Consider the following 25412-nt stretch of genomic DNA (forward strand, 5'->3'; position numbering starts at 1 on the left):
GAGAATCTAAATGTCTTCCTGAGCTTGTCGAAGGACATTCAATAAGTAAAATAAAGTATTCGAATAAGCTTGTACTGAACAAATTAGTAGTGCTTAGACAGACAAGTTTTTTTTATAACTGTAGAAGTTAAAAAATAAAAAAGTATTTTAAAGCGGCTTTAAATAGTTAAATTGGTATAATAAATAAAACCTATGATTTTTATTGATAATGAGGGCTGTACAGATCCTAAACTAAACTTAGCATTAGAAGAATACGCGTTAAGAAACTTTGATGCTTCAACAGATTATTTATTATTTTATATTAATGCACCTTCTATTATAATTGGTCGTAATCAAAATACTTTAGAAGAAATTAACCAAGAATATATCGATAAAAAGGGTATAAAAGTAGTTAGGCGTATTTCTGGCGGAGGAGCCGTTTATCATGATTTAGGAAATTTAAATTTCAGTTTTATCACCAATCACGACGGTAAAAGTATTAGTAATTTTAAAAAGTTTACAGAACCTGTAATTCGTGTTTTAAACGAATTAGGCGTAAATGCCGAGTTAAAAGGTAGAAACGATATTTTGGTTGATGAAAAGAAAATCTCTGGAACAGCTCAGTTTTCTACCGGAAAAAGAATGATTAGTCATGGTACTTTATTGTTCGATACAGATATGAGTGAAGTAGGGAAAGCGCTTCAAGTAAAAATGAGTAAAATTCAATCTAAAGGACATAAATCGGTTAGAAGTCGTGTTGCAAATATTAGTGAGTTTTTAAAAGACCCCATAACAATGGATCAGTTTAAAAAACAATTACTTACTGGTTTGTTTGAAGCGAAGGAAGCATTTGAAATTCATAAATTAACCGAAGTAGAGTGGAAAGCTGTAAAAGAATTAAAAGCAGCAAAATATGATTTGTGGGATTGGAATTTTGGAAATTCACCGAAGTTTAACATTCAACGCAATAAACGATTTCCAATAGGAGAAATAGATCTGCGTATTTTTGTTGAAAAGGGACATATTTCTGACTTTAAAATTTATGGTGACTTTTTTGGTAGGCAACCTGTCACAGACCTTGAAAATTTATTAATTGGTGTTCCTTACGATAAAAATGAAATCAGTAAGAAGTTAGATCAAATAACTGTTGCTGATTATTTCGGGATATTAGAAAACTCAGAATTTGTAGATCTTGTATATGGTAATGATTAAATTATTTAGATATTAAAAAGTGTTGTTTTATTTAAATATATTCCCTTGGATTTATTTTCCTTGGTAAATAAATATTTATTTTGTAGTTTTGTCAAGAATTTAAAAACCATTCAAGATGAAGACTACAAAAATTATATATTATATTTCTACTGCATTATTAACTGTAATCATGCTTTTTTCTGCGGGTATGTATATATTTAATCATGAAGCAGTAGCAGCATTGTTTACCAATTTTGGTTATCCTACTTACATCATTTATCCCTATGCAATTGCAAAATTATTAGGTTTAGTGGCTTTATGGTTTTTATCAAATAAAACAATAAAAGAATGGGCATATGCAGGTTTCTTCTTCGCATTTATTTTTGCCTTTTTTGCACACGTAATGATTGGAGACGGAGAACAAGGAGCTTCAATTGCAGCGATGGTGTTTTTAATCACTTCTTATATTACGAACAAAAAAATAACAAATGTCAGAAGTTAAAAAATCTGAAGTTGTTTTAACAAACAAGAATTTTCTTGCAGAAGCAAAAACGAGAAATCATTATTTAACGATGGATCAATCTGTTGCTGCTGGAGGAGGAGATACTGGTGCAACTCCGGTTGAATATCTATTAACTGCAATCGGTGGTTGTGTTTCAATGACATTAAGAACCTATGCCGAAAGAAGAGGTTGGGATATAGGTGAAATATCAGTAAATGTTTCTCAGCTGAAAGATGAAAACGGCACTTATTTAACAGAAGAAATATCCTTTGAAAAAGAAATAACAGCAGAACAAAGAAAGAAGTTGTTAGTTTTTGCCGGTAAATGTCCGGTTGCAAAAATGGTGAAAGGAGAAACTAAAATTATAACTACAATTCAGTAAAACTAGTTTGCAGTAAGCAGGCACAGTTTACAGTAAAAAAAATAAAAATATGAAAAAAATATTAGCATTTGCAGGTAGTACAAGTTCTACTTCTATCAATAAACAATTAGCAACATTTGCAGCAGAAAATTTAGAAAATACTTCTTTTGACGTAGTCGATTTAAGAGACTTTTCATTACCAATTTTTAGTGAAGACGAAGAAAAAAATGGTTTTCCAGAAGATGCACAAAAGTTTTCTGATTTACTAGATAATTACGATGGTTTTATTCTGTCTTTGGCAGAGCATAACGGTTCTTATGCAGCAGCTTTCAAAAATATTTTTGATTGGAGTTCTAGAATAGAAGCACAAGTTTTTAGAGACAAACCCTTATTATTAATGGCAACTTCACCAGGAGCAAGAGGAGGTCAATCTGTATTAGAAACTGCACTTTCTCGATTTTCATGGCAAGGCGCAAAAGAATTAATCTCTTTTTCTTTGCCAAGTTTTTACGATAATTTTAAAGAAGGTACAATTGTAAATACCGAATTATTAGCATCCTTAAAAGAACAAGTGAATACATTTGAAAATGCTGTAAATCAATAAAGAATGAAAATAGTTTTATACGGAAGAGCAGGACACGCTTATACAGTAGCATTTAAAAATTTTCTAAATTCAACAGATGTTCCTTATATCTATAAAGATATTTCTAAAGATGCAGAAGCAAGAGAACATAGTAAAGAATTGTATGGTGGCGTAGCAAAATATCCAACATTGTTTGTAGATGATAAAATTTATTTAACTCCAACTACAGAAGAGTTTAATAAGATTATGCAAGATTTAAGTTTAAGGGCGTAGTTTTTTATTTTAGAGACAAGAGACAAGAGACAAGAGACAAGAGACAAGAGACAAGACGAAAGTGGCTGGACTTAGGACTAAAAAAAAGATATAAGACATAAGACTAAATCTATGTTTTCTATGTTCCTATGTGTTGAATTTTTTAATCTTTAGAATCAAGAATAAAAAGATATAATATAGTTATAAATTTCAAGAGTCCAATTAAAACTAGGCATGTCAGACTGAGCTTGTCGAAGTCCATTTAATAGAATCAACAGAAAGATTAAATTTTTTCAAAAGTTAATAAGTTTTAAAGTAAGTCCATCAATTGAAATTTTTAATTTTCGAATACTGAATACTGAATACTGAATACTGAATACTGAATACTGAATACTGAATACTGAATACTGAATACTGAATACTGAATACTGAATACTGAATACTGAATACATGGGAGACATTTCTAAAGACATAAAATCTAAATTTGTAAGCAATAAATTAAAGGCTTTAATCAACATAAAATACACTGCAAATTGGTTAAGTAGTAAAGAAAATGAGTTTTTTAAACCTTACGGAATTTCGCCACAACAGTATAATATTTTAAGAATTTTACGAGGATCAAAAGGTCAAATTAAGGTGCAAGTTGTAAAAGATAGAATGATAGAAAGAGCACCTAATGCAACCCGCTTAATGGACAAATTATGCGAAAAAAACTTAATTGAAAGAGAGCGTTGTGAACATGATAGAAGGGTTGTATTTGTGAAAATTAATGAAAAAGGTTTAGAATTATTATCTAATATAGACGATAATAACAACCTTTTGTTTCTAGAAAAGTTAACAGAAGAAGAGGCGACAACTTTAAGTGATTTATTAGATAAAATGAGATAATTATGAAAAAAATAATTCATACTGCATCCACAAGAGGGCACGCAAATCATGGATGGTTAGAAGCAAATCATTCATTTAGTTTTGCTAATTTTTATGATGCAAAGAGAATACAATTTGGAGCATTAAGAGTTTTAAATGACGATTTAATTGCACCAAGCATGGGGTTTGGCACACATCCTCATAAAAACATGGAGATTATTACAATTCCATTAAAAGGTGTTTTAAAACATAAAGACAATATGGCAAATGATTGGATTCCCGTCTTGCCAGGTGAAGTACAAGTAATGTCTGCCGGAAAAGGAGTGTATCATTCAGAAATAAATGGTTCTGCAAATGAACATTTAGGTTTATTTCAAATCTGGATAATGCCGGAAAAAAATGAAGTTACTCCAAGATATGACCAAAAGGGATTTGATATAAAAGACAGAAAAAATAAATTGCAGTTATTGGTAAATTCTTTTAATTCTGATGATGATAGCTTAAAAATACACCAAGACGCCCAGGTTTATAGGATTGATTTAGATAAAAATCAAGATTTTAACTATCAGTTAAAAAGTAAGAACCGTGGAGTATATGTAATGAATATTTCTGGCGATTTTGAGATTGATTCAACAAAACTAGGTAGTCGAGACGCTGTAGGTATTTATGAAACAGATAGTTTTGTGATTAAAAGCCTATCTAATTCTGAATTATTATTGATAGAAGTACCCATGTAAGTTAAATTCAGTATAAAAAAATCGGACCTCAAGGAATCATTTCTTTGAGGTTTTTTCTTTTCAAAAAATAAACATATCTTGCAAAGTGTTATGCGTGCATAATAAAATTAATTCCAAGAATATGAAATATAAACACATTTTTGAACCATTAGATTTAGGTTTTACAACTTTAAAAAATAGAATTTTAATGGGTTCTATGCATACAGGTTTAGAGGAGGAAAGAAACGGTTTAGAAAGAATCGCGGCTTATTATGCAGAGCGAGCAAGAGGTGGAGTTGGATTAATTGTTACCGGAGGGATTGCCCCAAATATACAAGGTTGGACAGCTCCATTATCAGCAAGAATGTCTACCAAAAAACACGCAAAAAAACATCAGAAAATAACAGCAGCAGTCCACAAAGAAGGTGGTAAAATTTGCATGCAAATACTACATTCAGGTCGTTATGGCTATCATCCGTTTAATGTTGCGCCTTCCAAAATAAAATCACCAATAACACCATTTAAACCTTTTAAGTTAACACAATCGGGAATTAATAGAACTATTAGAGATTTTGTGAATTCTGCCAAATTATCTAAAGAAGCAGGTTATGATGGTGTAGAAATTATGGGATCTGAAGGTTATTTAATCAATCAATTTATTGTAAAAAGAACCAATAAAAGAAGCGATGAGTATGGTGGAAGTTATGAAAACAGAATGCGTTTGCCTATTGAACTGGTAAAACAAACACGAGAAGCTGTCGGGTTAGAGTTTATTATTATCTACAGATTATCGATGTTAGATTTGGTAGAAAATGGCTCATCCTGGGAAGAAGTTGTACAATTAGGTAAAGAAATAGAAAAAGCAGGAGCAACGATAATAAATACAGGAATTGGTTGGCACGAAGCTAGAATACCAACTATTTCAACATCAGTTCCTAGAGCAGCTTTTACTTGGGTTACTAAAAAAATGAAAGAAGAATTATCGATTCCTTTAATCACTTCTAACAGAATAAATATGCCTGAAACGGCAGAAAAAATATTGGCAGAAGGGGATGCAGATATGATTTCTATGGCGCGTCCTTTTTTAGCAGATTCAGAATGGGTAAATAAAGCAGCAGAAGAAAAAGCAGATGAAATTAATACGTGTATTGGTTGTAATCAAGCTTGCTTAGATCATGTATTTCAACAGAAAGTAGCAAGTTGCTTGGTAAACCCTAGAGCTTGTCATGAAACGGAATTGAATTATTATGAAACCGTACTTAAAAAGAAAATTGCAGTTGTAGGTGCAGGACCTGCAGGATTAGCAGCAGCTACAATTGCGGCAGAAAGAGGTCATTTTGTAACGTTGTTTGATGCTGATAAAGAAATTGGAGGTCAGTTTAATATTGCAAAACAAATTCCGGGTAAAGAAGAGTTTTATGAAACCTTGCGTTATTTCAACAAACAAATAGAGCTACACAATGTAACTGTAAAATTAAATACTAAAGTTTCTGTAGAAGATTTAAAATCTTCAGAATTTGAAGAAATTATAATTGCAACAGGAATTAAACCAAGAGCATTAAAAATAGAAGGCATCAATCACCCAAAAGTTTTGAGTTATATTGATGTTTTAAAATTGAAAAAACCGGTAGGAAAACGAGTTGCAGTAATTGGTGCAGGTGGAATTGGTTTTGACGTTTCAGAATATTTAACACATGAAGGAGCATCTACATCCTTAAATATTAATGCTTGGTTAAAAGAATGGGGAATCGATAAAAACTTAGAGGCTAGAGCCGGAATTGAAAATGTAAAACCAGCATTTGAACCTTCACCAAGAGAAGTGTTTATGTTTAAAAGAAGCAAAGGGAAATTTGGTGGGAATTTAGGTAAAACAACTGGGTGGATTCATAGATCTACTTTAAAAAAGAAGAAAGTGCAGTTTATTGGTGAGGTTTCTTATACGAAAATTGATGATGAAGGGTTGCATTATGTTCAGAATGAAGAAGCTAAAATTTTAAAGGTAGATAACATTGTTATTTGTGCAGGTCAAGTTCCTTTTAAAGAATTGTATCAACCTTTGTTAGATGCTGGTAAAAAAGTACATGTTATTGGTGGTGCCGATTTTGCAAGTGAATTAGATGCAAAAAGAGCTATTAATCAAGGTGCACGATTGGCGGCAGATCTTTAAATTAAATACTATTTTAATAAATTATTATATTTTCAAAAAATAGAAGTAGCAGTTTTTTTAGTAGCTTGCACCTAAATAATAAATACAAATTTGATAATGAAGAAAATACTTTTTATTGCAATCCTTTTTTTAACCTTTAATATAGCAGCACAGCGTTCTAGAGGTGGAGGTGGCGGAAGACAACAATCACAGAACCCTGAATTGAATCAAACAAAAGAGGTTAAAAAACTGAGTGCAAAAGAAATTGCGGGTATTTTTTATTATGATGTTGATGAGGTGATAAAGAAAGTTAAGATTAAAGATGATGACAAAAAATATTCAGTAACCAAAGCATTAAGAAATTATAATTTTAAAGTAAAAGAAATTTTATTCTTAAATGCTGAAAAATTTACGGATTTAGATCTTTTAATGAACACAATGTCTAATGAAAGAGATAGTGAAAGTAATAAAAACATAAGAGAAAAGGTAAGAGAAGTCACTAGACCAATTAAAGAGAATGTTAATGAACATGAAAAAGAGCTCAATGAAATTCTAAGAGGTGTTTTATCAGAAAAACAAGACAAGAAGTGGTTAAAATATCAAAAGAGCATCATAGAAAGTTTACAGCCTAAAAAAGCAGAAAACAATAATCAAAATTCTAGACCTAGTAGAGGTAGCGGAATGAGAAGACAATAATTGAATTAAATCCTATGTTTATAGGATTTTTTTGTGTTAGTAAATATTATAGTACATTTAGAAAAAATTAAAAATAATCTATGAAATCATTTTCTGTAGAAGAAATAACATCACTTTTAAAAGGTGAACAAATTGGGCTTTGTAAAGATATAATATATGCGCCAGAACAAATTGAAAATGCTACAAAAGGGAATGTTACTTTTATAGGTAACTCTAAATATGCAAAATTATGGGAGAATTCTAACGCTAGTGTTGCAATTGTTTATGAAGGAATAACAATTTTACCAGAAGAAGGTAAAGCGTTTATCAAAGTTAAGAATCCAGATTTGGCGATGGCAGTTTTATTAGAAGCTTTTGAGCCAGAGTCGCCTTATTTTGAAACGGATATTCATCCGACGGCAGTAATAGATAAAACAGTAACATTAGGAAAAGGTTGTAAAGTAGGTGCAAATTCTTATGTTGGTAAAAATGTAGTACTGGGAGATAATGTAACCATTTATCCTAATGTATCCATTTTTGATGATACTACAATTGGCAACGAGACTGTAATTTGGTCTGGAACCGTTATTAGAGAACGTACTAAAATTGGTAGTCATTGTATTTTTCATGTAAATGTGAGTATTGGAGCTGATGGCTTTGGCTATAGACCAAGTCCTGATGGAAGAGGGTTAGTGAAAATTATTCATATAGGAAATGTAGTTATCGGAAATGCTGTTGAAATTGGAGCAAATTCATGTGTTGATCGTGGTAAATTTAGTTCTACTATTTTAGGAGATGGCTGTAAGATTGATAATTTGGTACAAATAGGGCATAATTCTGTTTTAGGAAGATGTTGTATTATGGCAGGACACAGTGGTTTAGCAGGTTCTGTAACTTTAGGAGATGGTGTAATTATTGGAGGAAGTGCTTCTATAAAAGACCATGTTACCATACATTCTGGGGCAAAAGTAGGTGCTGGTTCTGGTGTTATTGCAGATATTGCAGCTGGTAAATCTGTAGTTGGTTATCCTGCTTGTGATTCTAGAGAAAAAATGAAACAATGGGTAGCTCTGCGTAAACTTGGTAGAAGCTAGGTTTTTATTAATTACTACTTACTGAAACTCTAATTTTTAAAGGCTTTTACTGAAGCCTATTATTGGGCAATACCAAATAATTACCGATATTTGCCAATCAAACGAACTAATTACGAATTATGGGAATGAATAAAAATACAGTATTAGGCTTTGCTACGCTTATTATGATACTTGTTGGCTTAGGTTTAATAGCTTTAGGGGCTTTTAGATATAATGAAGTTGCCGGATGGGGATTTGCGGCAGTTGGTTTTGGTTTCTTTTGTATTGCATGGGTTTTTAATGCATTAAAAGGAAGAGTATAAAAGTCTACAGTTTTCACAGTAGCAATTTTCAAATTAAATTAAAAAAAACAAACAAATGAGCGACGATAAGAAAGTAATCTTTTCGATGAATAAGTTGTCTAAAACTTATAAATCAACAGGGAAACAAGTTTTAAAAGATATTTATTTAAGCTTCTTTTATGGAGCAAAAATTGGTATTCTTGGTTTAAATGGATCAGGAAAATCAACTTTATTAAAAATTATTGCAGGAGTAGAAAAGAATTTTCAAGGAGATGTTACTTTTGCTCCAGGTTATAAGGTTGGGTATTTAGAACAAGAGCCACAATTAGATCCAGAAAAAACAGTTTTAGAAGTTGTAAAAGAAGGAGTTGCAGAAACAGTTGCAATTTTAGAAGAGTACAATAAAATAAACGACATGTTTGGTTTAGAAGAAGTCTATTCTGATGCAGATAAGATGGATAAACTAATGGCACAACAAGCAGTTTTACAAGATAAAATTGACGCTGCTAATGCTTGGGAATTAGATACCAAATTAGAAATTGCAATGGATGCGTTAAGAACGCCAGATTCTGATAAGAAAATCGGAGTACTTTCTGGAGGTGAAAAAAGACGTGTTGCTTTATGTAGATTATTATTACAAGAACCAGAAATTTTATTATTAGATGAGCCTACCAATCACTTGGATGCAGAATCTGTACATTGGTTAGAGCACCATTTAGCACAATATAAAGGAACTGTTATTGCTGTAACGCATGATAGATATTTCTTAGATAATGTTGCTGGTTGGATTCTTGAATTGGATAGAGGTGAAGGAATTCCTTGGAAAGGAAATTATGCTGAATGGTTAGACCAAAAGTCTAAGAGAATGGCACAAGAAAGTAAAACAGCTTCAAAACATCAAAAAACATTAGAAAGAGAATTAGATTGGGTTCGTCAAGGAGCAAAAGGTCGTCAAACAAAGCAAAAAGCTCGTTTGAAGAATTATGACAAGTTAATGAGTCAAGATCAAAAGCAAACAGACGAAAAATTAGAAATCTACATTCCTAATGGACCACGTTTAGGTACCAATGTTATAGAAGCAACAGGTGTTTCTAAAGCATTTGGAGAAAAATTATTATATGATAATTTAGAGTTTAATCTTCCGCAGGCAGGAATTGTAGGTATTATTGGTCCCAATGGAGCTGGTAAGACTACTATTTTTAAAATGATTATGGGAGAAGAAAAACCTGATGGAGGAAGTTTTTCTGTAGGTGAAACTGCAAAAATTGCATATGTAGATCAAGCCCATTCAGACATTGACCCAGAAAAAACAATTTGGGAAAACTTTTCTGACGGACAAGATTTAGTAATGATGGGAGGTAAGCAAGTTAATTCTAGAGCTTATTTAAGTCGTTTTAATTTCTCTGGTAGTGAGCAAAACAAAAAAGTAAATACACTTTCTGGTGGAGAGCGTAACCGTTTGCATTTAGCAATGACGTTAAAAGAAGAAGGAAACGTTTTATTATTAGATGAGCCTACCAACGATTTAGATGTAAATACATTAAGAGCATTAGAAGAAGGTTTAGATAACTTTGCTGGTTGTGCGGTTGTAATTAGTCACGATAGATGGTTTTTAGATAGAGTTTGTACACATATTTTAGCTTTTGAAGGGAATAGTGAAGTGTATTTCTTTGAAGGTGGTTTCTCTGAATATGAAGAAAACAAAAAGAAACGTTTGGGTGGAGATTTAATGCCAAAACGAATTAAATACAGAAAGTTAATTAGATAATTTTCTAGAAATTATATTTTACAAAAAAGCAGCTAATTTTTATTAGCTGCTTTTTTTTATTTGTAATGGTTTTTTAGCTTTATTATCAAGTAGATTTATGTGTAATATTATTTACAAACTTTGTTTTTACATCTTGTACAGATTTAGATGAAAACTTAGAAAGGGAACCTGTAAAATTAGAGGTTTCTGCAACTGGAGGTGAAGATGAATATTTACCAGGTGATGATTATGAAACAGGTAATTAAAATTTTTTAAATCAAGAATTATAGTATTTTAGAGGAATGAAATTTAATGTTTTGTTCCTCCTACTTTTTACCTTTTTGTTTAATAATAAATTGTTTTCTTTTCAAGAAAAATCAACCAATATTACTTACGATAGTATTGCTAAAACGGTTGTTTTTTATAGTAAACAAAGAGATAATGAGAAGGCATTATTTTATTCTAAAAAAATGCTTCAAAAATCATTAAATAATAAAAATGAAAAACAAAAAGCAGAATCGTACTATAGAATTGCACAATTTCAAAGAAAATTAAGAGCTAATGATAGCGCTTTCTATTTTTATAATAAATCTAAAGAATTATACCGTCAACAAAATGATAGTATTCAAATAGCAAGATGTTTACGAGACATAGCTATTATAGAATCTTCTTACGGTAATTATATTAATAGTAACATATCTGCAATTAATGGATTAGAATATTTAAAGGGGAGGAGTGCAAGTGCTATAGCCTCCATTTACAATACTTTAGCAATAAATTCTAAAAAACAAAATTTATTTAAACAAGCTATTTATAATTATAAGCAAGCATTAACTTTTATTTCAAGTACAAGTGGCAATATTGTAATTAAAAATAATATGGCTAATGTATATAAAGAGCAAAAAGAGTATTCTAAATCAATTTCAATTTTAGAAGAATTATTAAAAGGTGACATTACTAGTCAAAAAACTAAAGCAAGAATTATTGATAATTTAGCTCATATTAAATGGTTAAATAATCCAAATATAAATATCTTAAAAGATTTATTACTGGCAAAATCTATCAGAGTTAAGGAAAAAGATACTTACGGATTAATTGCAAGTTATAGCCATTTGTCAGATTTTTTTTATAAAAAGAATAGAAGCAAATCATTATTTTATGCTGATAAAATGTATGAAGTATCAAAAAAAGAAAAAAGTCCGCAAGATCAAATAGAAGCTATAGATAAAATTATAGGACTTCAAACAGCTCAAAAAGCCATTAATTATTATAAAGAAAGTATTCGTTTAAGAGACAGTTTACAAGAAGTAGAGTCTAAACATCAATACAAGTTTGCTACTATTAAATACAATTATGAAGAAGAAGAGAAACAAAAACTCAAGTTTCAAACATTAGCAACAGAAAACATTTTAGTTGCTGAAAAAGAAAAAAGTCAGAAGAAAAATGTTTTAATTATTGGTTTTTTATCAATTTCTAGTTTATTATTTTTGATTTATAGAAGAAAAGAACAGCACAAAAAACGAATCTTACAAGAGAATTATAATACTGAAACAAGGATTGCGAAAAAATTACATGATGAATTAGGGAATGATATTTTTAATACCCTCACAAAAGTTCAAAATACTAAAATTAATACCGAAGAAATTATAAACGATTTAGATAAAATCTATTTACAAACACGAGCTATTTCTCACGAAAATGACTCTATTGAAACGGGATCTAATTTTGAAAATTATTTTAGAAATCTAGTAGCAAGTTATAATTCTGATACTTGTAAAATTATATTAAAAGATTTGTCTTCTTTAGATTTAAATAATTTAACCAAAGAGAAACAGATTGTTATGTATCGGGTTTTTAATGAGTTGTTTGTAAATATGAAAAAGCATAGTAAAGCGAGCTTAGTCGTTTTAGCATGCAAGAAAACAAATCATAATTTAGAAATAAGTTATGCAGATAATGGTGTAGGATTTAAGGATGATACTATTATTTTTAAAAATGGACTTAAAAATATGGAAACCCGTATAAAAACTATTAATGGAACTATTAAATTTGAAAATAAGCCGAACAAAGGTTTAAAAGTGTATATCCATTTTAAAAATTAAGAATGTTTAAAAAAGTTTTAGTTGTAGAAGATTTTGATGTAATTAATAGCGGAATAAAAATGGCGCTAGAGGGGTTAAACATAGAAGAAGTAGATTATATTTCTTATTGTGACGAAGCTTTTCTTAAAATTAAAAAAGCTTTTTTAGAAGGAGTACCTTATCAATTAATTATTTCTGATTTATCTTTTGAAAGTGATGGAACTCCACAAGAATTAAAATCGGGTGATGAACTTATAGAAAAAATTAGACAAGAATTTTCTGATTTGAAAATTATTGTTTTTTCAGTAGAAGATAAATCATATAGAATTCAAAATTTATACAAAAGTCTAAAAATTCAAGGGTATGTTTGGAAAAGTAGAAATGGATTAAAAGATTTAAGAAAAGCAATTGATGTTGTTTCTACATCAGATCAGTTTTATATTTCTCCGGATTTAAGCACTGCAATTCACCCAAAAAAAACGATTGAAATTACAGACTCAGACATTCTTTTAATAGAATATTTGTCTAAAGGGTTGCTGCAAGAAGCTATTAGTAAAGAATTAAAAGAAAAAGGGATATCACCTTCTAGTATTAGCGCAATAGAAAAAAGGTTAAGAATTTTAAAAGAACATTTTAATGCCAATAATCCTACGCATTTAGTAGCAATTGCTAAAGATTTAGGACTTATTTAGAGATACTTTATTCCTATTTGTAGATTTAAAACAAACATTTAATTATAAAAGCCTCATTTCTTTTAGGAAATGAAGCTTTTAACTTTTAATTTTCTTATCAGAACTAATTGGAAATTAGTTAACTGATTTGGTATTCAAATAATTACACTGTAAATTTATAAAAATAGGTTAATTAAAAATTACGTATAAATACCTGTTTTTTAACTTCTTCTTTTTCTGTTATTTTCGTTTTTTGTTGTAGAATTCTGTTTTCTTGTATTTTCAGATTTTCTACTATCCACAGAAGATCTTCTACTAGAACTGTTATCACTTCTTTTAACAGAGGTAGACGTTTCTCTAGTTACAGTTGTTGGTCTTCTAGAAGTGGTGCTGCTATTTCTTCGATCAATGGTTCCTCTTTTTTGTGTGTTTACAGTAGTAGGTCTTCTCGTTGTTGTATTAGTTCTTTTATCTACCACTGTTCTTCCATTGTTATTTATTGTAGTAGGTCTTCTATAAGTAGTATTGCTCCTTCTTGTAACTGGTACTGGTTTTCTTCTTCTTAAAATTTTACTTTTTTTACCAATTTTAGCATTCGGATTTGCTCTATAGTAATAGTAATTATGGTCTTCTCTAATTTTACTATATTGTCTAGAAAAATCTCTGTGAGAGAAATAAGAATTATTGTATTCAAATATATTTCCAATATTTAAATTAATTCTTAAACCATTATGATGATAGTAATTATCTTTTACATTTCCGTAAAATTTTGGATTTCCCCAATGATCATATCTTATTTTTAAATTACCTACATCGGTTAATTGTCCTCTATAGTACTTCATAAAAACGTTTCCAATTCTGGTTACATTTCCAGATCTATCATAGTTTATAAAAGAGTTTCCTATTCTTTCAATTCTACCTCTATAATCTCTAGCTATATATATGCCTCTTTGATTTCCATTGTCGTAATAATGAGTGTTAAAATCAAATTCACCATTGGTAAAAATAAAGAACTCAACATCTCGCTCTACAAAATTTATGGTATTTTCATATGAGTAATTAAACCCAAAATTGTTCAGGATTTCTTTATTATTTTCGGCTTTAGTAGTTGAAATAAGAAAGAACATTCCCATTAATATAAGTATACCTTTTTTCATAATTATGGTTTTAGGGTTTTGCCTACTCTAATTTACTTTTCAGCTTCCGTATTTGATTATCATATTTTCAAAGAACGTGCCAAAAAAAGAATTAGTGATTTAATGATCTTAATTATATTTCATTTGCTGAGTGTTAAGTAGTTGTTTTTGAGCGTTTTAAATCTATGTTTATTTTTTATTAGAAAATATAGATAAGAACTCGTAAATTCATAAAAATTTTAACGACAAAAAAGAAAATTATTTTTTATGATTGAGGCTATAGAGAAAAACTTACAAAGGGGAATATGTTTATTAAATACAATTTCTAATGAACAATATTCAGACAGCTCTGTAGCTCCTTATTTCTCTAGCATAGGTTGCCATATGCGCCATATCTTAGATGTATTTTCTTGTGTTTTCGAAGGGATAGAAACAAAATCTATTTATTTAAATAAAAGAAATAGAAACGAATTATTAGAATTACATACGCAATTAGGAATTGAATATTTTAATGAAACAATTCAAAAATTAAAAGAAATTAATACTTCAAGTTTAGAAAATACAATGCTTGTTACAGATGATTTAGGCTTAGGAGTAAAATCTGTAAATTATACTTTGGCGGCTATACTAATGCAAGCACACAGTCATGCAATTCATCATTTTGCAAGTATAGGTTATATTATTTATCAATTAGGAATAGAATTACCAGACGCAGATTTTGGGTTTAACCCAACTACGCCAAAAGTAAGTATAGAAAGAAGTTAGAATGTATTTTACGAGTTATTTTGTAAAATATACAACTTGTTGTTTTGCATAATAATGGCTTCTTTACAATTTGTAGGATATATAAATTGATGCTCTTCTAAGTAATTAAAACATTTTTTATCAATGCTAAAATCAGCATAAAAATCTTTTGTTCCTTTAGAATCAAATCTAGATATACTATAAGTTTCAGTATCAATTTGTGCTTCAATTTTAAACCAGGCGCCACTTCCAATTCCGCCTAACCAAGTACCGTTTTTTAGTTCAAAAATCGTTTTATTTGGTAGTTCTGTTCCAATTAAATTCGGTTCAATATCAAATTTATTAAAAAAAGAAGTTTTATACTCCTTAAGAATCGATCTATTCTTGTAATCCTCAATTCTTTGTTTGTAAATACTATGAATAACGTTATTCGTACTTGCTTTAATTACGTTTCCAATAGGACTTGGTGTTAGTAAATTAGATCTTTTTAATTGCTCACCAATTTTTTTATTTGATGAAGATGCAATAATTGTATCTGTAACAAAACGTGCACAATTAGACCCATTTTTTATAAAAGCACCGTAAGGAATTTCTTTTTCATTTATTAATTGATGAATAAAATTATGTGCTTTTTCAAAATCAATCTCATTATGAATACTTGCAACCAATCTGCCGTCTCCATGTGTTTTTTCAGGATGCTTTTCTATCCAAAGTAAAACTTCTTTTATGTTTATTAATTTTGAGTTTTCAAATTCAGCATTTATAGAAACCTTAAGTTCTGGGTCTGTTTCTTTAGATCGAACACGCCCGTTGCTGTAACTTGTAATATACCTCCCAAAATCAAAATAATTAATTTCAGTTTCGTTTTTTTTAATCAATAATAAAGCAGCATGACCAGCTTGAACCCCATGTTTACTACCAATACCAATTAGAGGCCAAACCTTACTAAAAGGTTCCCAATAGGCAGGTCTTACAACGGTGTCTGGGTAAGAGAGAATTACTATAATTCCGTTAGTTTTGTCTATGCTCATTAATTATTAAAAATTGCTTTTAGCAGAACATTAAAAGTTTTAAAAGCAAAGTACATTGTAAATATAATTATTATTGCTGCAACAATTAAAATAAGATAAGAAATGTATTCTTGCGGAGTATTATCAAACTTTTTTAATGCTTTAAAGCCCATTGTAAGCGATATTGGTGAAGCTATAAAAAGAATAAGTAAAATACTTAAATTCCTTAAACCTTTACCTAATAAGTTATAATTAGTGCTCATTTTTATAGTTTTTAAGGGCATTTCTAACATTACCATATTTAAGTAGTAATGCACTTGCCTCGGTTTGGTCTATATTTAGTTCTAAAGCTAACATTTTTTGACCTCTTTCTACCAATTTTTTATTAGAAAGTTGCATATCAACCATTTTATTTCCCTTAACTTTCCCTAATTGAATCATGGTTGCTGTAGAAAGCATGTTCAGTACTAATTTCTGAGCAGTTCCGGCTTTCATTCTAGAGCTTCCTGTTACAAACTCAGGTCCCACAACAACTTCAATAGGAAATTGAGCAACAATACCTAAAGGACTATTTTCATTACAAGCAATGCAACCTGTAACAATATTGTTTTTATTACACGCTTCTAAAGCAGAAATTACATAAGGCGTTGTGCCAGAAGCAGCAATACCAACAACCACATCTTTACTAGAAACTTGGTGTTCTTGCAAATCTAACCAACCTTGATTTTTTGAATCTTCTGCAAACTCCACAGCGTTTCTAATAGCAATATCTCCACCGGCAATAATACCAACAACCATTTCTGACGAAACTCCAAAAGTAGGTGGACATTCAGAAGCGTCTAAAACACCTAATCTGCCCGATGTACCTGCCCCTAAATAGAAAAGTCTTCCACCATCTTGTAATTTAGTTACAATTTGTGTCGTTAAACTTTCTATTTGCGGTAAAGCCTTTTCTACAGCTAAAGGCACCGTTTTATCTTCGTTATTTATGTTGCTTAATAGTTCTTTTACAGACATCTTTTCTAGATGATTGTAGTTAGAATCTTGCTCTGTTGTTTTAATAAAATTCATGGTCCAAAAGTACAGAATTCTTGTCTATTCTTATTTGTTTTTTGGGTGTTTTAACGGGCTTTCTGCTATATCTTTTTTATAAAAAATAAAAAAGGATAGAGCTTGTCTTGAGGGAAGTCGAAAGGCTTCAATTCCTAACTCAGTGCCAAGAACAATACTAATAAATTACTCTTTTTCAACTAAATTTATGTTGTACGTATCTGTTTCTGAAATATGAAAATAGCCTAACGGAAAATTAGCATCGTCAGTAGTATTTACAATATTACCTAATAGAGATGATGGAATAGACTGAAAAGGACCACCGCCACTTTCTCCACTCTGACTCGATAATATTGTAAAATAAGTGTAGTAATCTTTAGAGACTCCAGATAATTTAATAGCTATTTCTTTAGGAAGTTCAATATTTTCGTCCTCATAGAAATAGGAGAAATTATAATCTGATCCATTAAAATAAGTGTCTTCTATATTCACAAAGTTGTAGGTGTCAATATTAAAAACGTAATAGTTCTCTTCGTTTTCATCATCCGAAAATAAAATCTTCAATTCAATTTGATCATCCGAAAACAGCGTTTCATCACCTTGTGTAACACTATTGATAACGGTAGATTTTACCTTAGTAGCTTTCCCTTGGTAAATATCGTTATCATAGATTACGGTTAATTGATATTCAGTGTCATCGGCAGGAATAAAAGAATTTATGGGTGTAAAATTCCCATCGGAATTAACATCTTCAAAAGGAATTACAATATTGTCTAATAAGTTGGTTAGAGTAACAACTGCATTTGTAACTGCCGGAATTTCATCATCAAAATAATCTGCAGATAAACTAAGTTTTACAGTGGTATTTGCCACAACAGGACTTTCATCAAAAAGGACTTCAAAAGATGCATCAATAATTAATTTTGGTTCAATAGACGGTACATCAATATCTACAACTTTCTCGCAACTTGCAAAAAAGATGATGATTAGAACGATAATAATTTTTATATTTTTCATAAGAATAATACTTAACAACCTTTAAGAAGGTTTAGAATTTAAAATTATAAGTTACAGAAGGCACTAAGCCAAAAATAGACGTTTGTATCGCTTCGTTTCTGTAGGTTTCACTATTCTGTGTAAAGTTAATAGAAGCTGCATTTTGGCGTCCATAAACATTATATATCCCAAAAACCCATTCTCCTTGCCATTTTCTAAACTTGTTTTTTTCTGGAGTTAAAGTAGCAGAAATATCTAGTCTGTGATACGCTGGTAATCTATCTGCGTTTCTTCTGTTATCATCATAAATTGGCACATTTAAACCTTGATATTCGTATTGACCAACGGGGTAATTTGTAGGCTGTCCTGTTTGAAAAACAAAATTTGCATTGAATTTCCATTTTTCGTTAAAGTCGTAACTTCCGTTTATAGAAAAATCGTGGGTTTTATCATAAGCAGTATTGTACCATTCTCCGCTATTAATACCAGGTTCTGCAGCCGTTCTACCTGGTGTTTGTTGTTCAGATTTAGATAAGGTGTAAGAAAACCAACCTTTAAATTTACCTGCGTTTTTTTTAAGTAACAATTCTAAACCGTAAGCTCTTGCTTTTCCATTTAAAATGACTGTTTCAATTTCATTATTGGCAACTAAATTTGCACCATTTATATAATCGATTCTATTTTGAATGTCTTTATAAAAAACTTCTGTTTCTATCGAGTAATCACCATTTTTTAAAGATTTAAAATACCCAACAGCATATTGATCTAAAAGTTGTGGTTTTATATATTTTCCACTAGGTGCCCAAACATCTAATGGAGTAGGAGAAGAGGTGTTAGATAATAAATGTAAGTATTGTGCCATTCTATTATAGCTACCTTTTATAGAAGTATTATCGTCTAAAATATAAGACATAGAAACTCTTGGTTCAAAGTTATTGAAACTGCTTATTACATCACTTCTTTTAAATGATTCTGTAGCAATTGCATCTGCAGATTCATATTTTTTAAACTCACTATTATAAAGTACAGGTTGGTTATTGGTGTAAACATTTAGTTCATCTTGACCTAATCTTGTAAAGTTGCTGAAACGAAGTCCGTATTGCAATCTTAACTTCTCACTAACTTTATGTTCAGCATCTATATAGACAGCAAATTCGTTTGCATACTTATCAATTAATTTTTCTGCTAAAATTCCTGAATCTTCTCTATTTGGTTTAATTTCACCTGGATTAAATTTGTTGTAAATGTTGTTGATACCATAGCTCAACTTAAATTTATTATTGATGTAATGGTTAAAATCATATTTAAGATTATAGTTTGTAATACCAGAATCCCATTCGAAACCAACAAAATCTAAGGTTAACCCGTAAAAGTAATCAGAATAAATAACAGATAGGTTAGAGAAGAGTTTGTCAGAAAAAAGATGATTCCAACGTAAATTGGCAACTTTATTTCCATAAGTGTTTACAAAACTATCTCTAATTCCAAACACGTCTTTTCCAAAATAACCAGAAAAGAATACGCTATTTCTGTCATCAATTCTATAATTTACTTTGGTGTTTAAATCATAAAAATATGCGGTGTTATCCATATCAAATAATGGCAAGAACAAATGTGCATAAGAAGATCTACCGCCAACTAAGAAAGATATTTTTTCTTTTTTGATTGGACCTTCAATTAATAATCGAGACGAAACCAAACCAATTCCTCCGGTAACTTTAAATTCTTTACTATTTCCTTCCTTTTGATAAATATCTAAAACAGAGGATAATCTACCTCCGTAATTTGCAGGAATTCCTCCTTTGTATAATTTGACGTCTTTTATAACATCGGGATTAAACACCGAAAAGAATCCGAATAAATGCGACGAATTAAAAACGATCGCTTCATCTAACAAAATTAAGTTTTGATCTGCAGCGCCACCTCTCACGTTAAAGCCAGATGCGCCTTCTCCTGCACTTGTAACTCCGGGTAATAAGATTAATGATTTTATAATATCTGCTTCTCCTAAGACTACCGGTATTTGTTTAATAGTAGCAGATGTAAGTCTGTTAACGCTCATTTGAGGCGTTTTAATATTTAGGTTTTCTACATTTCCTTCTATAATAATCTCATCTAAACTTTCTGATTCTTCTTTTAGTTTGAAGTTCTTTGTCATTTTTTCATTGAGGTCAACGGTTTCAATAGTGGTAGCATACCCTAAGTAACTGACTTGTATTTTGTAACTGCCTTCTGGAAGCGTAATGGAGTAGAATCCATATTGATTGGTGGTAGTACCAGAATTTAATTCTGGAAAATATACAGAAACTCCTATTAAAGTCTCGTTATTGCTATTATCATAAATAGTACCACTAACGGTATGTCTTTCTTGACTAAAAGCTGTAAAACTTACTAAGAGTATAAGAAAGATTATTTTTTTTAAATGAAACATTTTGTTTAATGATTTAATTTAAATTATAAACAAAAATACAAATCTAATTTTTAATAAAATGTAAAAATTATTTTTTTTATATAAGAATTATAAACAACAAAAGCCGATGTTTTACATCGGCTTTTGTTTAAAAATATGTTATTTAGAAATCTAAATAGCGTTTAAAATAATATTTAAAGTAGCATTAGGTCTCATTGCAGCATCTGCTAAATTTTCGTTTGGTAAATAATAACCACCCATTTCTACAGCGTTTCCTTGAATCTCGTTTAATTCAGCAACAATTTTAGACTCATTGTCTTTTAATTCTGCAGCAACTTTAGTAAAAGCAGCTTTTAATTCAGCATCTTTATCTTGTGCCGCTAAACCTTGTGCCCAGTAATAAGCTAGGTAAAAATGACTTCCTCTGTTGTCTATTTCACCAACCTTTCTAGAAGGAGATTTATCATTCTCTAAGAATTTATCTGTAGCTTCATCTAACGTTTCAGCTAAAATTAAGGCTTTAGAGTTGTTGTTTGCTGTTCCTAAATGTTCTAAAGAAACTGCTAAAGCTAAAAATTCACCTAAAGAATCCCAACGTAAGTGGTTTTCTTCAACAAATTGCTGAACATGTTTTGGAGCAGAACCACCAGCACCAGTTTCAAACAATCCACCACCATTCATTAATGGAACAATAGATAACATTTTAGCAGAAGTACCAACTTCTAAAATTGGAAATAAATCTGTTAAATAATCACGTAAAACGTTACCAGAAACAGAAATAGTATCTTCTCCTTTTATAAGTCTTTCGCAAGTAAATTCAGTTGCTTTTATTGGTGATAAAATTCTAATATCTAAACCTTCAGTGTTATGTTCTGGTAAATATTTTTTTACTTTTTTAATAATTTCTGCATCATGAGCTCTGTTTTTGTCTAACCAAAAAACAGCAGGAGTTTCAGAAGCTCTTGCTCTTGTTACTGCTAATTTAATCCAATCTTGAATTGGTAAATCTTTTGCTTGACACATTCTCCAGATATCACCTTCTTCAACTTTATGCTCTAAAAGTTTTTTTCCAGAAGCATCAATTATAGCTACTTTACCTGCAGCAGCAATTTCAAAAGTTTTATCATGAGAACCATATTCTTCTGCTTTTTGAGCCATTAAACCAACGTTAGGAACAGTTCCCATAGTTGTAGGGTCGAAAGCACCATGTTTTTTACAGAAATCTATTGTTGCAGAGTAAATACCTGCATAAGCACTATCAGGAATAATTGCTTTCGTATCTTGTAATTTTCCATCAGCATTCCACATACGTCCAGAAGTTCTAATCATAGCTGGCATAGAAGCATCTATAATAACATCAGAAGGTACATGTAAGTTTGTAACTCCTTTGTCAGAGTTTACCATTGCTAATTCCGGACCATGATCTATAGCGTATCTTATTTCTTGTCTAATTTCATCACGTTTTTCTTTTGGTAATTCACTTAGTTTAGAAAGTAAATTTCCTAATCCGTTGTTTACATCTGCACCAATCTTCTTAAACGTTTTTCCATGCTTTTTAAATAAATCTGAAAAATAAACACGAACTGCATGACCAAAAATGATAGGATCACTCACCTTCATCATCGTTGCTTTCATATGTAAAGAAAACAATACGTTTTTGTCTAAAGAATCTTCATACTGCTCTTCTAAAAAAGAAATTAATGCTTTTTTACTCATTATAGTAGCATCTATAATTTCACCATCTAAAAGGTCTAAATTTTCTTTTAAAATAGTTTTAGCTCCTTTTTCTGAGGTATGAACAATACTTACTGATGTTGCATCTTTTACAGTTAAAGATTTTTCATTATTTGCAAAATCACCTTCAGTCATTGTTGCAACATGCGTTTTAGAATCTGAAGACCATGCACCCATAGAATGTGGATTCTTACGAGCGTAATTTTTTATTGCTTTAGGAGCTCTTCTATCTGAGTTTCCTTCACGTAAAACTGGGTTTACAGCAGAACCTTTTACTTTATTATATAATGCTAAAACAGCTTTGTCTTCGTCTGTTTTAATTTCATCTGGATAATTAGGAAGGGCAAAACCTTTTTCTTGTAACTCAGAGATTGCTTCTTTTAATTGAGGTACAGAGGCACTAATATTTGGTAATTTAATAATGTTAGCTTCTGGATTTTTTGCAAAATCACCTAAAAAAGCTAAAGCATCTTCTACTTGTTGGTCTGGTTTTAAATAATCTGAGAAATTAGCAAGTATCCTTGAAGATAAAGAGATATCTTTTACTTCAATTTCTATATTAGAAGATTTTGTAAAAGCTTTTACGATAGGTAAGAATGAACGTGTTGCTAAAGCGGGAGCTTCATCAGTTTTTGTGTAAACAATTTTAGCTATTTTACTCATATTGAGATATGTTTTTATATGTTATTTTGTTTTCTACGAAATGCATTTCGTAAAAAAAAGTGGAACAAATTTATGAATTAATAATGATACTTTTGTTGATTAATTATTATTAATTATGTTGTTTTTGTGTGTTTTTAATAATAAATTAAGGCTATTGGTAAGAATGTGGGTTTAAAACAAAATAAAAGCCATATCATACAATTTCTTGTTATGATATGGCTTCTTCGAAATAGTGTTTTAGTACTGTCTGTATTACTACAATATCAAATAAAAGTTTCCTTTTATATCTCTATAGAAAAGAGATTACCTACTGCTATTTCAGTTTTTGAAACATCCTTAATTTTAATCAAGCATTCTACTTTTTTAAAATTTTTATTAATGTTTCAATTGTAACCATCAAAAATAAATCTTTTTAGATTTAAGAACTATTTACACAATGAATAAAATGAATAAATCTAGTTTACGTTTCTTTTTATTCTTTCAAATAAATAGAAGTTTCAATTTAGTTTTTCTGATTAATAATGTTTTATAAAGAACGTTACTTTATGTATTTACACGTTATTTAATAATTAACTTGTAAATTATATCATAAATATACGATTTATTTATAGATATATTTCTTTTTTAACATTTTTGTTGTTAACAATCTATTAACCATAGTTGTTAACAATTGTGTACTAAAAAAGCGTTGTGATTTCTCACAACGCTTTTTTTAAATCTAAGTAAAAAGAGATTATTTTCTTCTTTTTTCAGTAATTCTAGCTTTTTTACCAGTAAGACCTCTAAAGTAGAAAATACGAGCTCTACGTACTTTACCTCTTTTGTTAACTTCAATTTTTTGAATAGAAGGTAAGTTTACAGGAAAAATTCTTTCTACACCTATAGTACCAGACATTTTTCTGATTGTAAATGTTTCAGAAGCTGCAACTCCTTTTCTTTGAATAACTACACCTCTAAAAAACTGAGTACGTACTTTTTCTCCCTCTTTAATTTCGTAATAAACAGTGATTGTATCACCTGCTGCAAATTCTGCAAATTCTTTTCTTGCTACAAATTCGTCTTGTACAAATTTTACTAAAGATTCCATATCTTTTAATTTAATTGGTTTTGTAAAACAACGTTCACGATTTTTTCGTCAGAGGTTAATTTAGCGGTTGCAAAAGTAGTCATTATTTTTTGTTCAGAAAATAAAAACTAATTATTTTTTAACCTGATAATTAGCACAATAGTAAAGCTAAAAAATTATAGACGCTCCGTTATTAATTTTAATAAGAGATTGTAGTTTTTATGGCTAAACATTCTTTTGATAATACTTCTTTAAGAGGTTTCATCAAGTAAATCTGGTCTTATTTCTTCTGTTCTTTTATAAGCCTGGTCGCTTCTCCAGTCATCAATTTTAGGGAAATTTCCAGACAATAAAACTTCAGGAACCTTCATCCCTTCAAATTCCGAAGGTCTTGTATATACTGGTGGCGATAATAAATTGTCTTGAAAAGAATCTGTAAGTGCAGATTGCTCATCTCCAATAACACCAGGAATTAAACGAACAACAGCATCTACTAGTACAGCAGCGGCTAATTCACCTCCTGTTAAGACATAATCTCCAATAGAAATTTCTTTGGTAATGTATTTATCCCGAATTCTTTGATCTACACCTTTATAATGACCTGTTAAAATAAGTATATTCTCTTTTAAAGAAAGTGTATTTGCGGTAGATTGATTTAATGTTTTTGCATCTGGAGTCATATAAATCACTTCATCGTACGCTCTTTCTGCTTGCAATTTTTTAATACAATTTGCAATCGGTTCAATCATCATAACCATACCAGCGCCACCACCAAATTGGGTGTCGTCTATTTGTTTGTAATTTCCCAAACCATATTCACGTAAATCGTGAATTATAATTTCTGCCAAACCTTTGTCTTTTGCACGTTTAATAATTGAGTGATTAAACGGACTTTCTAATAAATTTGGGGCTACTGAAATAATATCTATACGCATGCCGCAAATGTACTATTTTTGTTGGATTTTTAAATACCTGTTTTAGTAATAAAATAGTGCTTCATTTTTTATTAGATGTTCATTATTTCTTAAATTTGTTAGCTATATGGAAGAACTAACTTTAACAACACCGGCGCTTTTATTTTCTGCAATATCTTTAATCATGCTTGCGTATACAAATCGATTTTTGGCATATGCAGCGGTGATAAGGAATTTACATGATATTTATTTAGAGAAGAAAGATACTTCATTATTAAGGCAAATTAAGAATTTAAAGTTGCGTTTAAACTTAACAAGATGGATGCAAATATTCGGGATTTCTAGTTTGTTATTTTGCGTGGTAACTATGTTTTTAATATACATAGGTTTAAGTATAGTGGCAGCTTGGGTATTTGGATTTGCATTGATTTTATTAATTATTTCTCTTGGGTTATTGATAAAGGAATTACAGATTTCTATACAAGCACTGCAACATCATATAGAAGATATTGAAGAGCATTTAGAAAAATAAAAGATATCAGT

At 30.1% G+C, this 25412-nt stretch carries 25 protein-coding genes; 16 read left to right on the forward strand and 9 right to left on the reverse strand.

The window, feature by feature from the left end:
- The first annotated feature begins 192 nt into the window (after nt 1-192).
- The 14 genes from WHD08_RS18150 to WHD08_RS18215 all read left to right on the forward strand — a co-directional run bounded on the left by WHD08_RS18150 (nt 193) and on the right by WHD08_RS18215 (nt 13167).
- Nucleotides 193-1191, forward strand: a complete 999-nt coding sequence (locus WHD08_RS18150) for a lipoate--protein ligase (RefSeq protein WP_208889790.1) — start codon at nt 193-195, stop codon at nt 1189-1191.
- A 115-nt stretch (nt 1192-1306) separates the two neighbouring features.
- The gene (locus WHD08_RS18155) at nt 1307-1672 is read left to right on the forward strand and encodes a DoxX family protein (protein WP_208889789.1); all 366 of its coding nucleotides are present in this window, start codon (nt 1307-1309) and stop codon (nt 1670-1672) included.
- Nucleotides 1659-2054 carry an OsmC family protein gene (locus WHD08_RS18160; protein WP_165733618.1) on the forward strand — a complete coding sequence of 132 codons (396 nt, stop codon included), beginning with the start codon at nt 1659-1661 and terminating at the stop codon, nt 2052-2054. Before WHD08_RS18155 ends, WHD08_RS18160 begins: the two co-directional genes overlap by 14 nt.
- Before the next feature lie 49 nt (nt 2055-2103).
- A complete protein-coding gene (locus WHD08_RS18165; RefSeq protein ID WP_208889788.1) occupies nt 2104-2637 on the forward strand; it encodes an NADPH-dependent FMN reductase in 534 nt (177 codons plus the stop codon).
- A gap of 3 nt (nt 2638-2640) precedes the next feature.
- Nucleotides 2641-2889 carry a glutaredoxin family protein gene (locus WHD08_RS18170; protein ID WP_165733616.1) on the forward strand — a complete coding sequence of 83 codons (249 nt, stop codon included), beginning with the start codon at nt 2641-2643 and terminating at the stop codon, nt 2887-2889.
- Between the two features lie 429 nt (nt 2890-3318).
- On the forward strand, nt 3319-3756 hold the full coding sequence (locus tag WHD08_RS18175) for a MarR family winged helix-turn-helix transcriptional regulator (RefSeq protein WP_165733615.1): 438 nt from the start codon (nt 3319-3321) through the stop codon (nt 3754-3756).
- Between the two features lie 2 nt (nt 3757-3758).
- Complete coding sequence (locus tag WHD08_RS18180; protein WP_208889787.1) at nt 3759-4472, forward strand: pirin family protein; 714 nt, start codon at nt 3759-3761, stop codon at nt 4470-4472.
- Between the two features lie 121 nt (nt 4473-4593).
- Nucleotides 4594-6618, forward strand: coding sequence for an NADPH-dependent 2,4-dienoyl-CoA reductase (locus WHD08_RS18185; RefSeq protein ID WP_208889786.1), 2025 nt, complete (start codon nt 4594-4596; stop codon nt 6616-6618).
- A gap of 96 nt (nt 6619-6714) precedes the next feature.
- Nucleotides 6715-7293, forward strand: a complete 579-nt coding sequence (locus WHD08_RS18190; RefSeq protein ID WP_208889785.1) for a hypothetical protein — start codon at nt 6715-6717, stop codon at nt 7291-7293.
- 80 nt (nt 7294-7373) lie between these two features.
- A complete protein-coding gene (lpxD, locus tag WHD08_RS18195; protein ID WP_165733611.1) occupies nt 7374-8366 on the forward strand; it encodes a UDP-3-O-(3-hydroxymyristoyl)glucosamine N-acyltransferase in 993 nt (330 codons plus the stop codon).
- Between the two features lie 125 nt (nt 8367-8491).
- Nucleotides 8492-8668 (forward strand): CAL67264 family membrane protein, encoded by a 177-nt coding sequence (locus tag WHD08_RS18200; protein ID WP_240914557.1) that lies wholly within the window; start codon nt 8492-8494, stop codon nt 8666-8668.
- Between the two features lie 55 nt (nt 8669-8723).
- Complete coding sequence (gene ettA, locus WHD08_RS18205; protein WP_165733609.1) at nt 8724-10415, forward strand: energy-dependent translational throttle protein EttA; 1692 nt, start codon at nt 8724-8726, stop codon at nt 10413-10415.
- Between the two features lie 320 nt (nt 10416-10735).
- Nucleotides 10736-12496 carry a sensor histidine kinase gene (locus tag WHD08_RS18210; protein ID WP_208889784.1) on the forward strand — a complete coding sequence of 587 codons (1761 nt, stop codon included), beginning with the start codon at nt 10736-10738 and terminating at the stop codon, nt 12494-12496.
- Nucleotides 12497-12498: 2 nt separating this feature from the next.
- Nucleotides 12499-13167 carry a DNA-binding response regulator gene (locus tag WHD08_RS18215; protein WP_165733607.1) on the forward strand — a complete coding sequence of 223 codons (669 nt, stop codon included), beginning with the start codon at nt 12499-12501 and terminating at the stop codon, nt 13165-13167.
- Between the two features lie 200 nt (nt 13168-13367).
- On the opposite strand, the gene WHD08_RS18220 is transcribed toward WHD08_RS18215, so the two are convergent.
- Nucleotides 13368-14303, reverse strand: a complete 936-nt coding sequence (locus WHD08_RS18220; protein ID WP_208889783.1) for a hypothetical protein — start codon at nt 14301-14303, stop codon at nt 13368-13370.
- Between the two features lie 246 nt (nt 14304-14549).
- On the opposite strand from WHD08_RS18220, the gene WHD08_RS18225 reads away from it, so the two are divergent.
- Nucleotides 14550-15047, forward strand: coding sequence for a DinB family protein (locus tag WHD08_RS18225; protein ID WP_208889782.1), 498 nt, complete (start codon nt 14550-14552; stop codon nt 15045-15047).
- Nucleotides 15048-15055: 8 nt separating this feature from the next.
- Here WHD08_RS18225 and WHD08_RS18230 read toward each other — a convergent pair whose 3' ends face one another.
- The 8 genes from WHD08_RS18230 to trmD form a co-directional block, all read right to left on the reverse strand.
- Complete coding sequence (locus tag WHD08_RS18230) at nt 15056-16057, reverse strand: DUF6695 family protein (protein ID WP_208889781.1); 1002 nt, start codon at nt 16055-16057, stop codon at nt 15056-15058.
- Nucleotides 16057-16299 carry a DUF6095 family protein gene (locus WHD08_RS18235; protein WP_165733603.1) on the reverse strand — a complete coding sequence of 81 codons (243 nt, stop codon included), beginning with the start codon at nt 16297-16299 and terminating at the stop codon, nt 16057-16059. The genes WHD08_RS18230 and WHD08_RS18235 overlap by 1 nt, the downstream gene beginning before the upstream one ends.
- Nucleotides 16289-17107 (reverse strand): N-acetylmuramic acid 6-phosphate etherase, encoded by an 819-nt coding sequence (gene murQ, locus WHD08_RS18240; RefSeq protein ID WP_208889780.1) that lies wholly within the window; start codon nt 17105-17107, stop codon nt 16289-16291. Before murQ ends, WHD08_RS18235 begins: the two co-directional genes overlap by 11 nt.
- A gap of 165 nt (nt 17108-17272) precedes the next feature.
- A complete protein-coding gene (locus WHD08_RS18245) occupies nt 17273-18103 on the reverse strand; it encodes a DUF4249 family protein (protein ID WP_208889779.1) in 831 nt (276 codons plus the stop codon).
- A gap of 31 nt (nt 18104-18134) precedes the next feature.
- The gene (locus WHD08_RS18250; RefSeq protein ID WP_208889778.1) at nt 18135-20513 is read right to left on the reverse strand and encodes a TonB-dependent receptor; all 2379 of its coding nucleotides are present in this window, start codon (nt 20511-20513) and stop codon (nt 18135-18137) included.
- Between the two features lie 150 nt (nt 20514-20663).
- On the reverse strand, nt 20664-22889 hold the full coding sequence (locus WHD08_RS18255; protein WP_165733599.1) for an NADP-dependent isocitrate dehydrogenase: 2226 nt from the start codon (nt 22887-22889) through the stop codon (nt 20664-20666).
- A 733-nt stretch (nt 22890-23622) separates the two neighbouring features.
- Complete coding sequence (gene rplS / locus WHD08_RS18260; protein WP_068450019.1) at nt 23623-23976, reverse strand: 50S ribosomal protein L19; 354 nt, start codon at nt 23974-23976, stop codon at nt 23623-23625.
- Between the two features lie 230 nt (nt 23977-24206).
- Nucleotides 24207-24890: a tRNA (guanosine(37)-N1)-methyltransferase TrmD gene (gene trmD, locus WHD08_RS18265; RefSeq protein ID WP_208889777.1), complete on the reverse strand. Its 684-nt coding sequence runs from the start codon at nt 24888-24890 to the stop codon at nt 24207-24209.
- Between the two features lie 106 nt (nt 24891-24996).
- Between trmD and WHD08_RS18270 the strand changes: the two genes are divergently transcribed.
- Nucleotides 24997-25401, forward strand: coding sequence for a DUF2721 domain-containing protein (locus tag WHD08_RS18270; RefSeq protein WP_165733597.1), 405 nt, complete (start codon nt 24997-24999; stop codon nt 25399-25401).
- Nucleotides 25402-25412 lie beyond the last annotated feature (11 nt).

The sequence above is a fragment of the Polaribacter sejongensis genome (assembly GCF_038024065.1).
Taxonomy (GTDB): domain Bacteria; phylum Bacteroidota; class Bacteroidia; order Flavobacteriales; family Flavobacteriaceae; genus Polaribacter; species Polaribacter sejongensis.

Excerpts from the sequence above, each read along its gene's own strand:
- WHD08_RS18200 (WP_240914557.1), top strand. The coding sequence starts at position 8,492 with ATGAATAAAAATACAGTATTAGGCTTTGCTACGCTTATTATGATACTT.
- WHD08_RS18270 (WP_165733597.1), top strand. The coding sequence starts at position 24,997 with ATGGAAGAACTAACTTTAACAACACCGGCGCTTTTATTTTCTGCAATA.
- WHD08_RS18150 (WP_208889790.1), top strand. The coding sequence starts at position 193 with ATGATTTTTATTGATAATGAGGGCTGTACAGATCCTAAACTAAACTTA.
- lpxD (WP_165733611.1), top strand. The coding sequence starts at position 7,374 with ATGAAATCATTTTCTGTAGAAGAAATAACATCACTTTTAAAAGGTGAA.
- rplS (WP_068450019.1), bottom strand. The coding sequence starts at position 23,976 with ATGGAATCTTTAGTAAAATTTGTACAAGACGAATTTGTAGCAAGAAAA.
- trmD (WP_208889777.1), bottom strand. The coding sequence starts at position 24,890 with ATGCGTATAGATATTATTTCAGTAGCCCCAAATTTATTAGAAAGTCCG.
- murQ (WP_208889780.1), bottom strand. The coding sequence starts at position 17,107 with ATGAATTTTATTAAAACAACAGAGCAAGATTCTAACTACAATCATCTA.
- WHD08_RS18155 (WP_208889789.1), top strand. The coding sequence starts at position 1,307 with ATGAAGACTACAAAAATTATATATTATATTTCTACTGCATTATTAACT.
- WHD08_RS18225 (WP_208889782.1), top strand. The coding sequence starts at position 14,550 with ATGATTGAGGCTATAGAGAAAAACTTACAAAGGGGAATATGTTTATTA.
- WHD08_RS18245 (WP_208889779.1), bottom strand. The coding sequence starts at position 18,103 with ATGAAAAATATAAAAATTATTATCGTTCTAATCATCATCTTTTTTGCA.
- WHD08_RS18175 (WP_165733615.1), top strand. The coding sequence starts at position 3,319 with ATGGGAGACATTTCTAAAGACATAAAATCTAAATTTGTAAGCAATAAA.
- WHD08_RS18185 (WP_208889786.1), top strand. The coding sequence starts at position 4,594 with ATGAAATATAAACACATTTTTGAACCATTAGATTTAGGTTTTACAACT.
- WHD08_RS18250 (WP_208889778.1), bottom strand. The coding sequence starts at position 20,513 with ATGTTTCATTTAAAAAAAATAATCTTTCTTATACTCTTAGTAAGTTTT.
- WHD08_RS18255 (WP_165733599.1), bottom strand. The coding sequence starts at position 22,889 with ATGAGTAAAATAGCTAAAATTGTTTACACAAAAACTGATGAAGCTCCC.
- WHD08_RS18160 (WP_165733618.1), top strand. The coding sequence starts at position 1,659 with ATGTCAGAAGTTAAAAAATCTGAAGTTGTTTTAACAAACAAGAATTTT.
- WHD08_RS18165 (WP_208889788.1), top strand. The coding sequence starts at position 2,104 with ATGAAAAAAATATTAGCATTTGCAGGTAGTACAAGTTCTACTTCTATC.
- WHD08_RS18230 (WP_208889781.1), bottom strand. The coding sequence starts at position 16,057 with ATGAGCATAGACAAAACTAACGGAATTATAGTAATTCTCTCTTACCCA.
- WHD08_RS18235 (WP_165733603.1), bottom strand. The coding sequence starts at position 16,299 with ATGAGCACTAATTATAACTTATTAGGTAAAGGTTTAAGGAATTTAAGT.
- WHD08_RS18220 (WP_208889783.1), bottom strand. The coding sequence starts at position 14,303 with ATGAAAAAAGGTATACTTATATTAATGGGAATGTTCTTTCTTATTTCA.
- WHD08_RS18190 (WP_208889785.1), top strand. The coding sequence starts at position 6,715 with ATGAAGAAAATACTTTTTATTGCAATCCTTTTTTTAACCTTTAATATA.
- ettA (WP_165733609.1), top strand. The coding sequence starts at position 8,724 with ATGAGCGACGATAAGAAAGTAATCTTTTCGATGAATAAGTTGTCTAAA.
- WHD08_RS18215 (WP_165733607.1), top strand. The coding sequence starts at position 12,499 with ATGTTTAAAAAAGTTTTAGTTGTAGAAGATTTTGATGTAATTAATAGC.
- WHD08_RS18170 (WP_165733616.1), top strand. The coding sequence starts at position 2,641 with ATGAAAATAGTTTTATACGGAAGAGCAGGACACGCTTATACAGTAGCA.
- WHD08_RS18180 (WP_208889787.1), top strand. The coding sequence starts at position 3,759 with ATGAAAAAAATAATTCATACTGCATCCACAAGAGGGCACGCAAATCAT.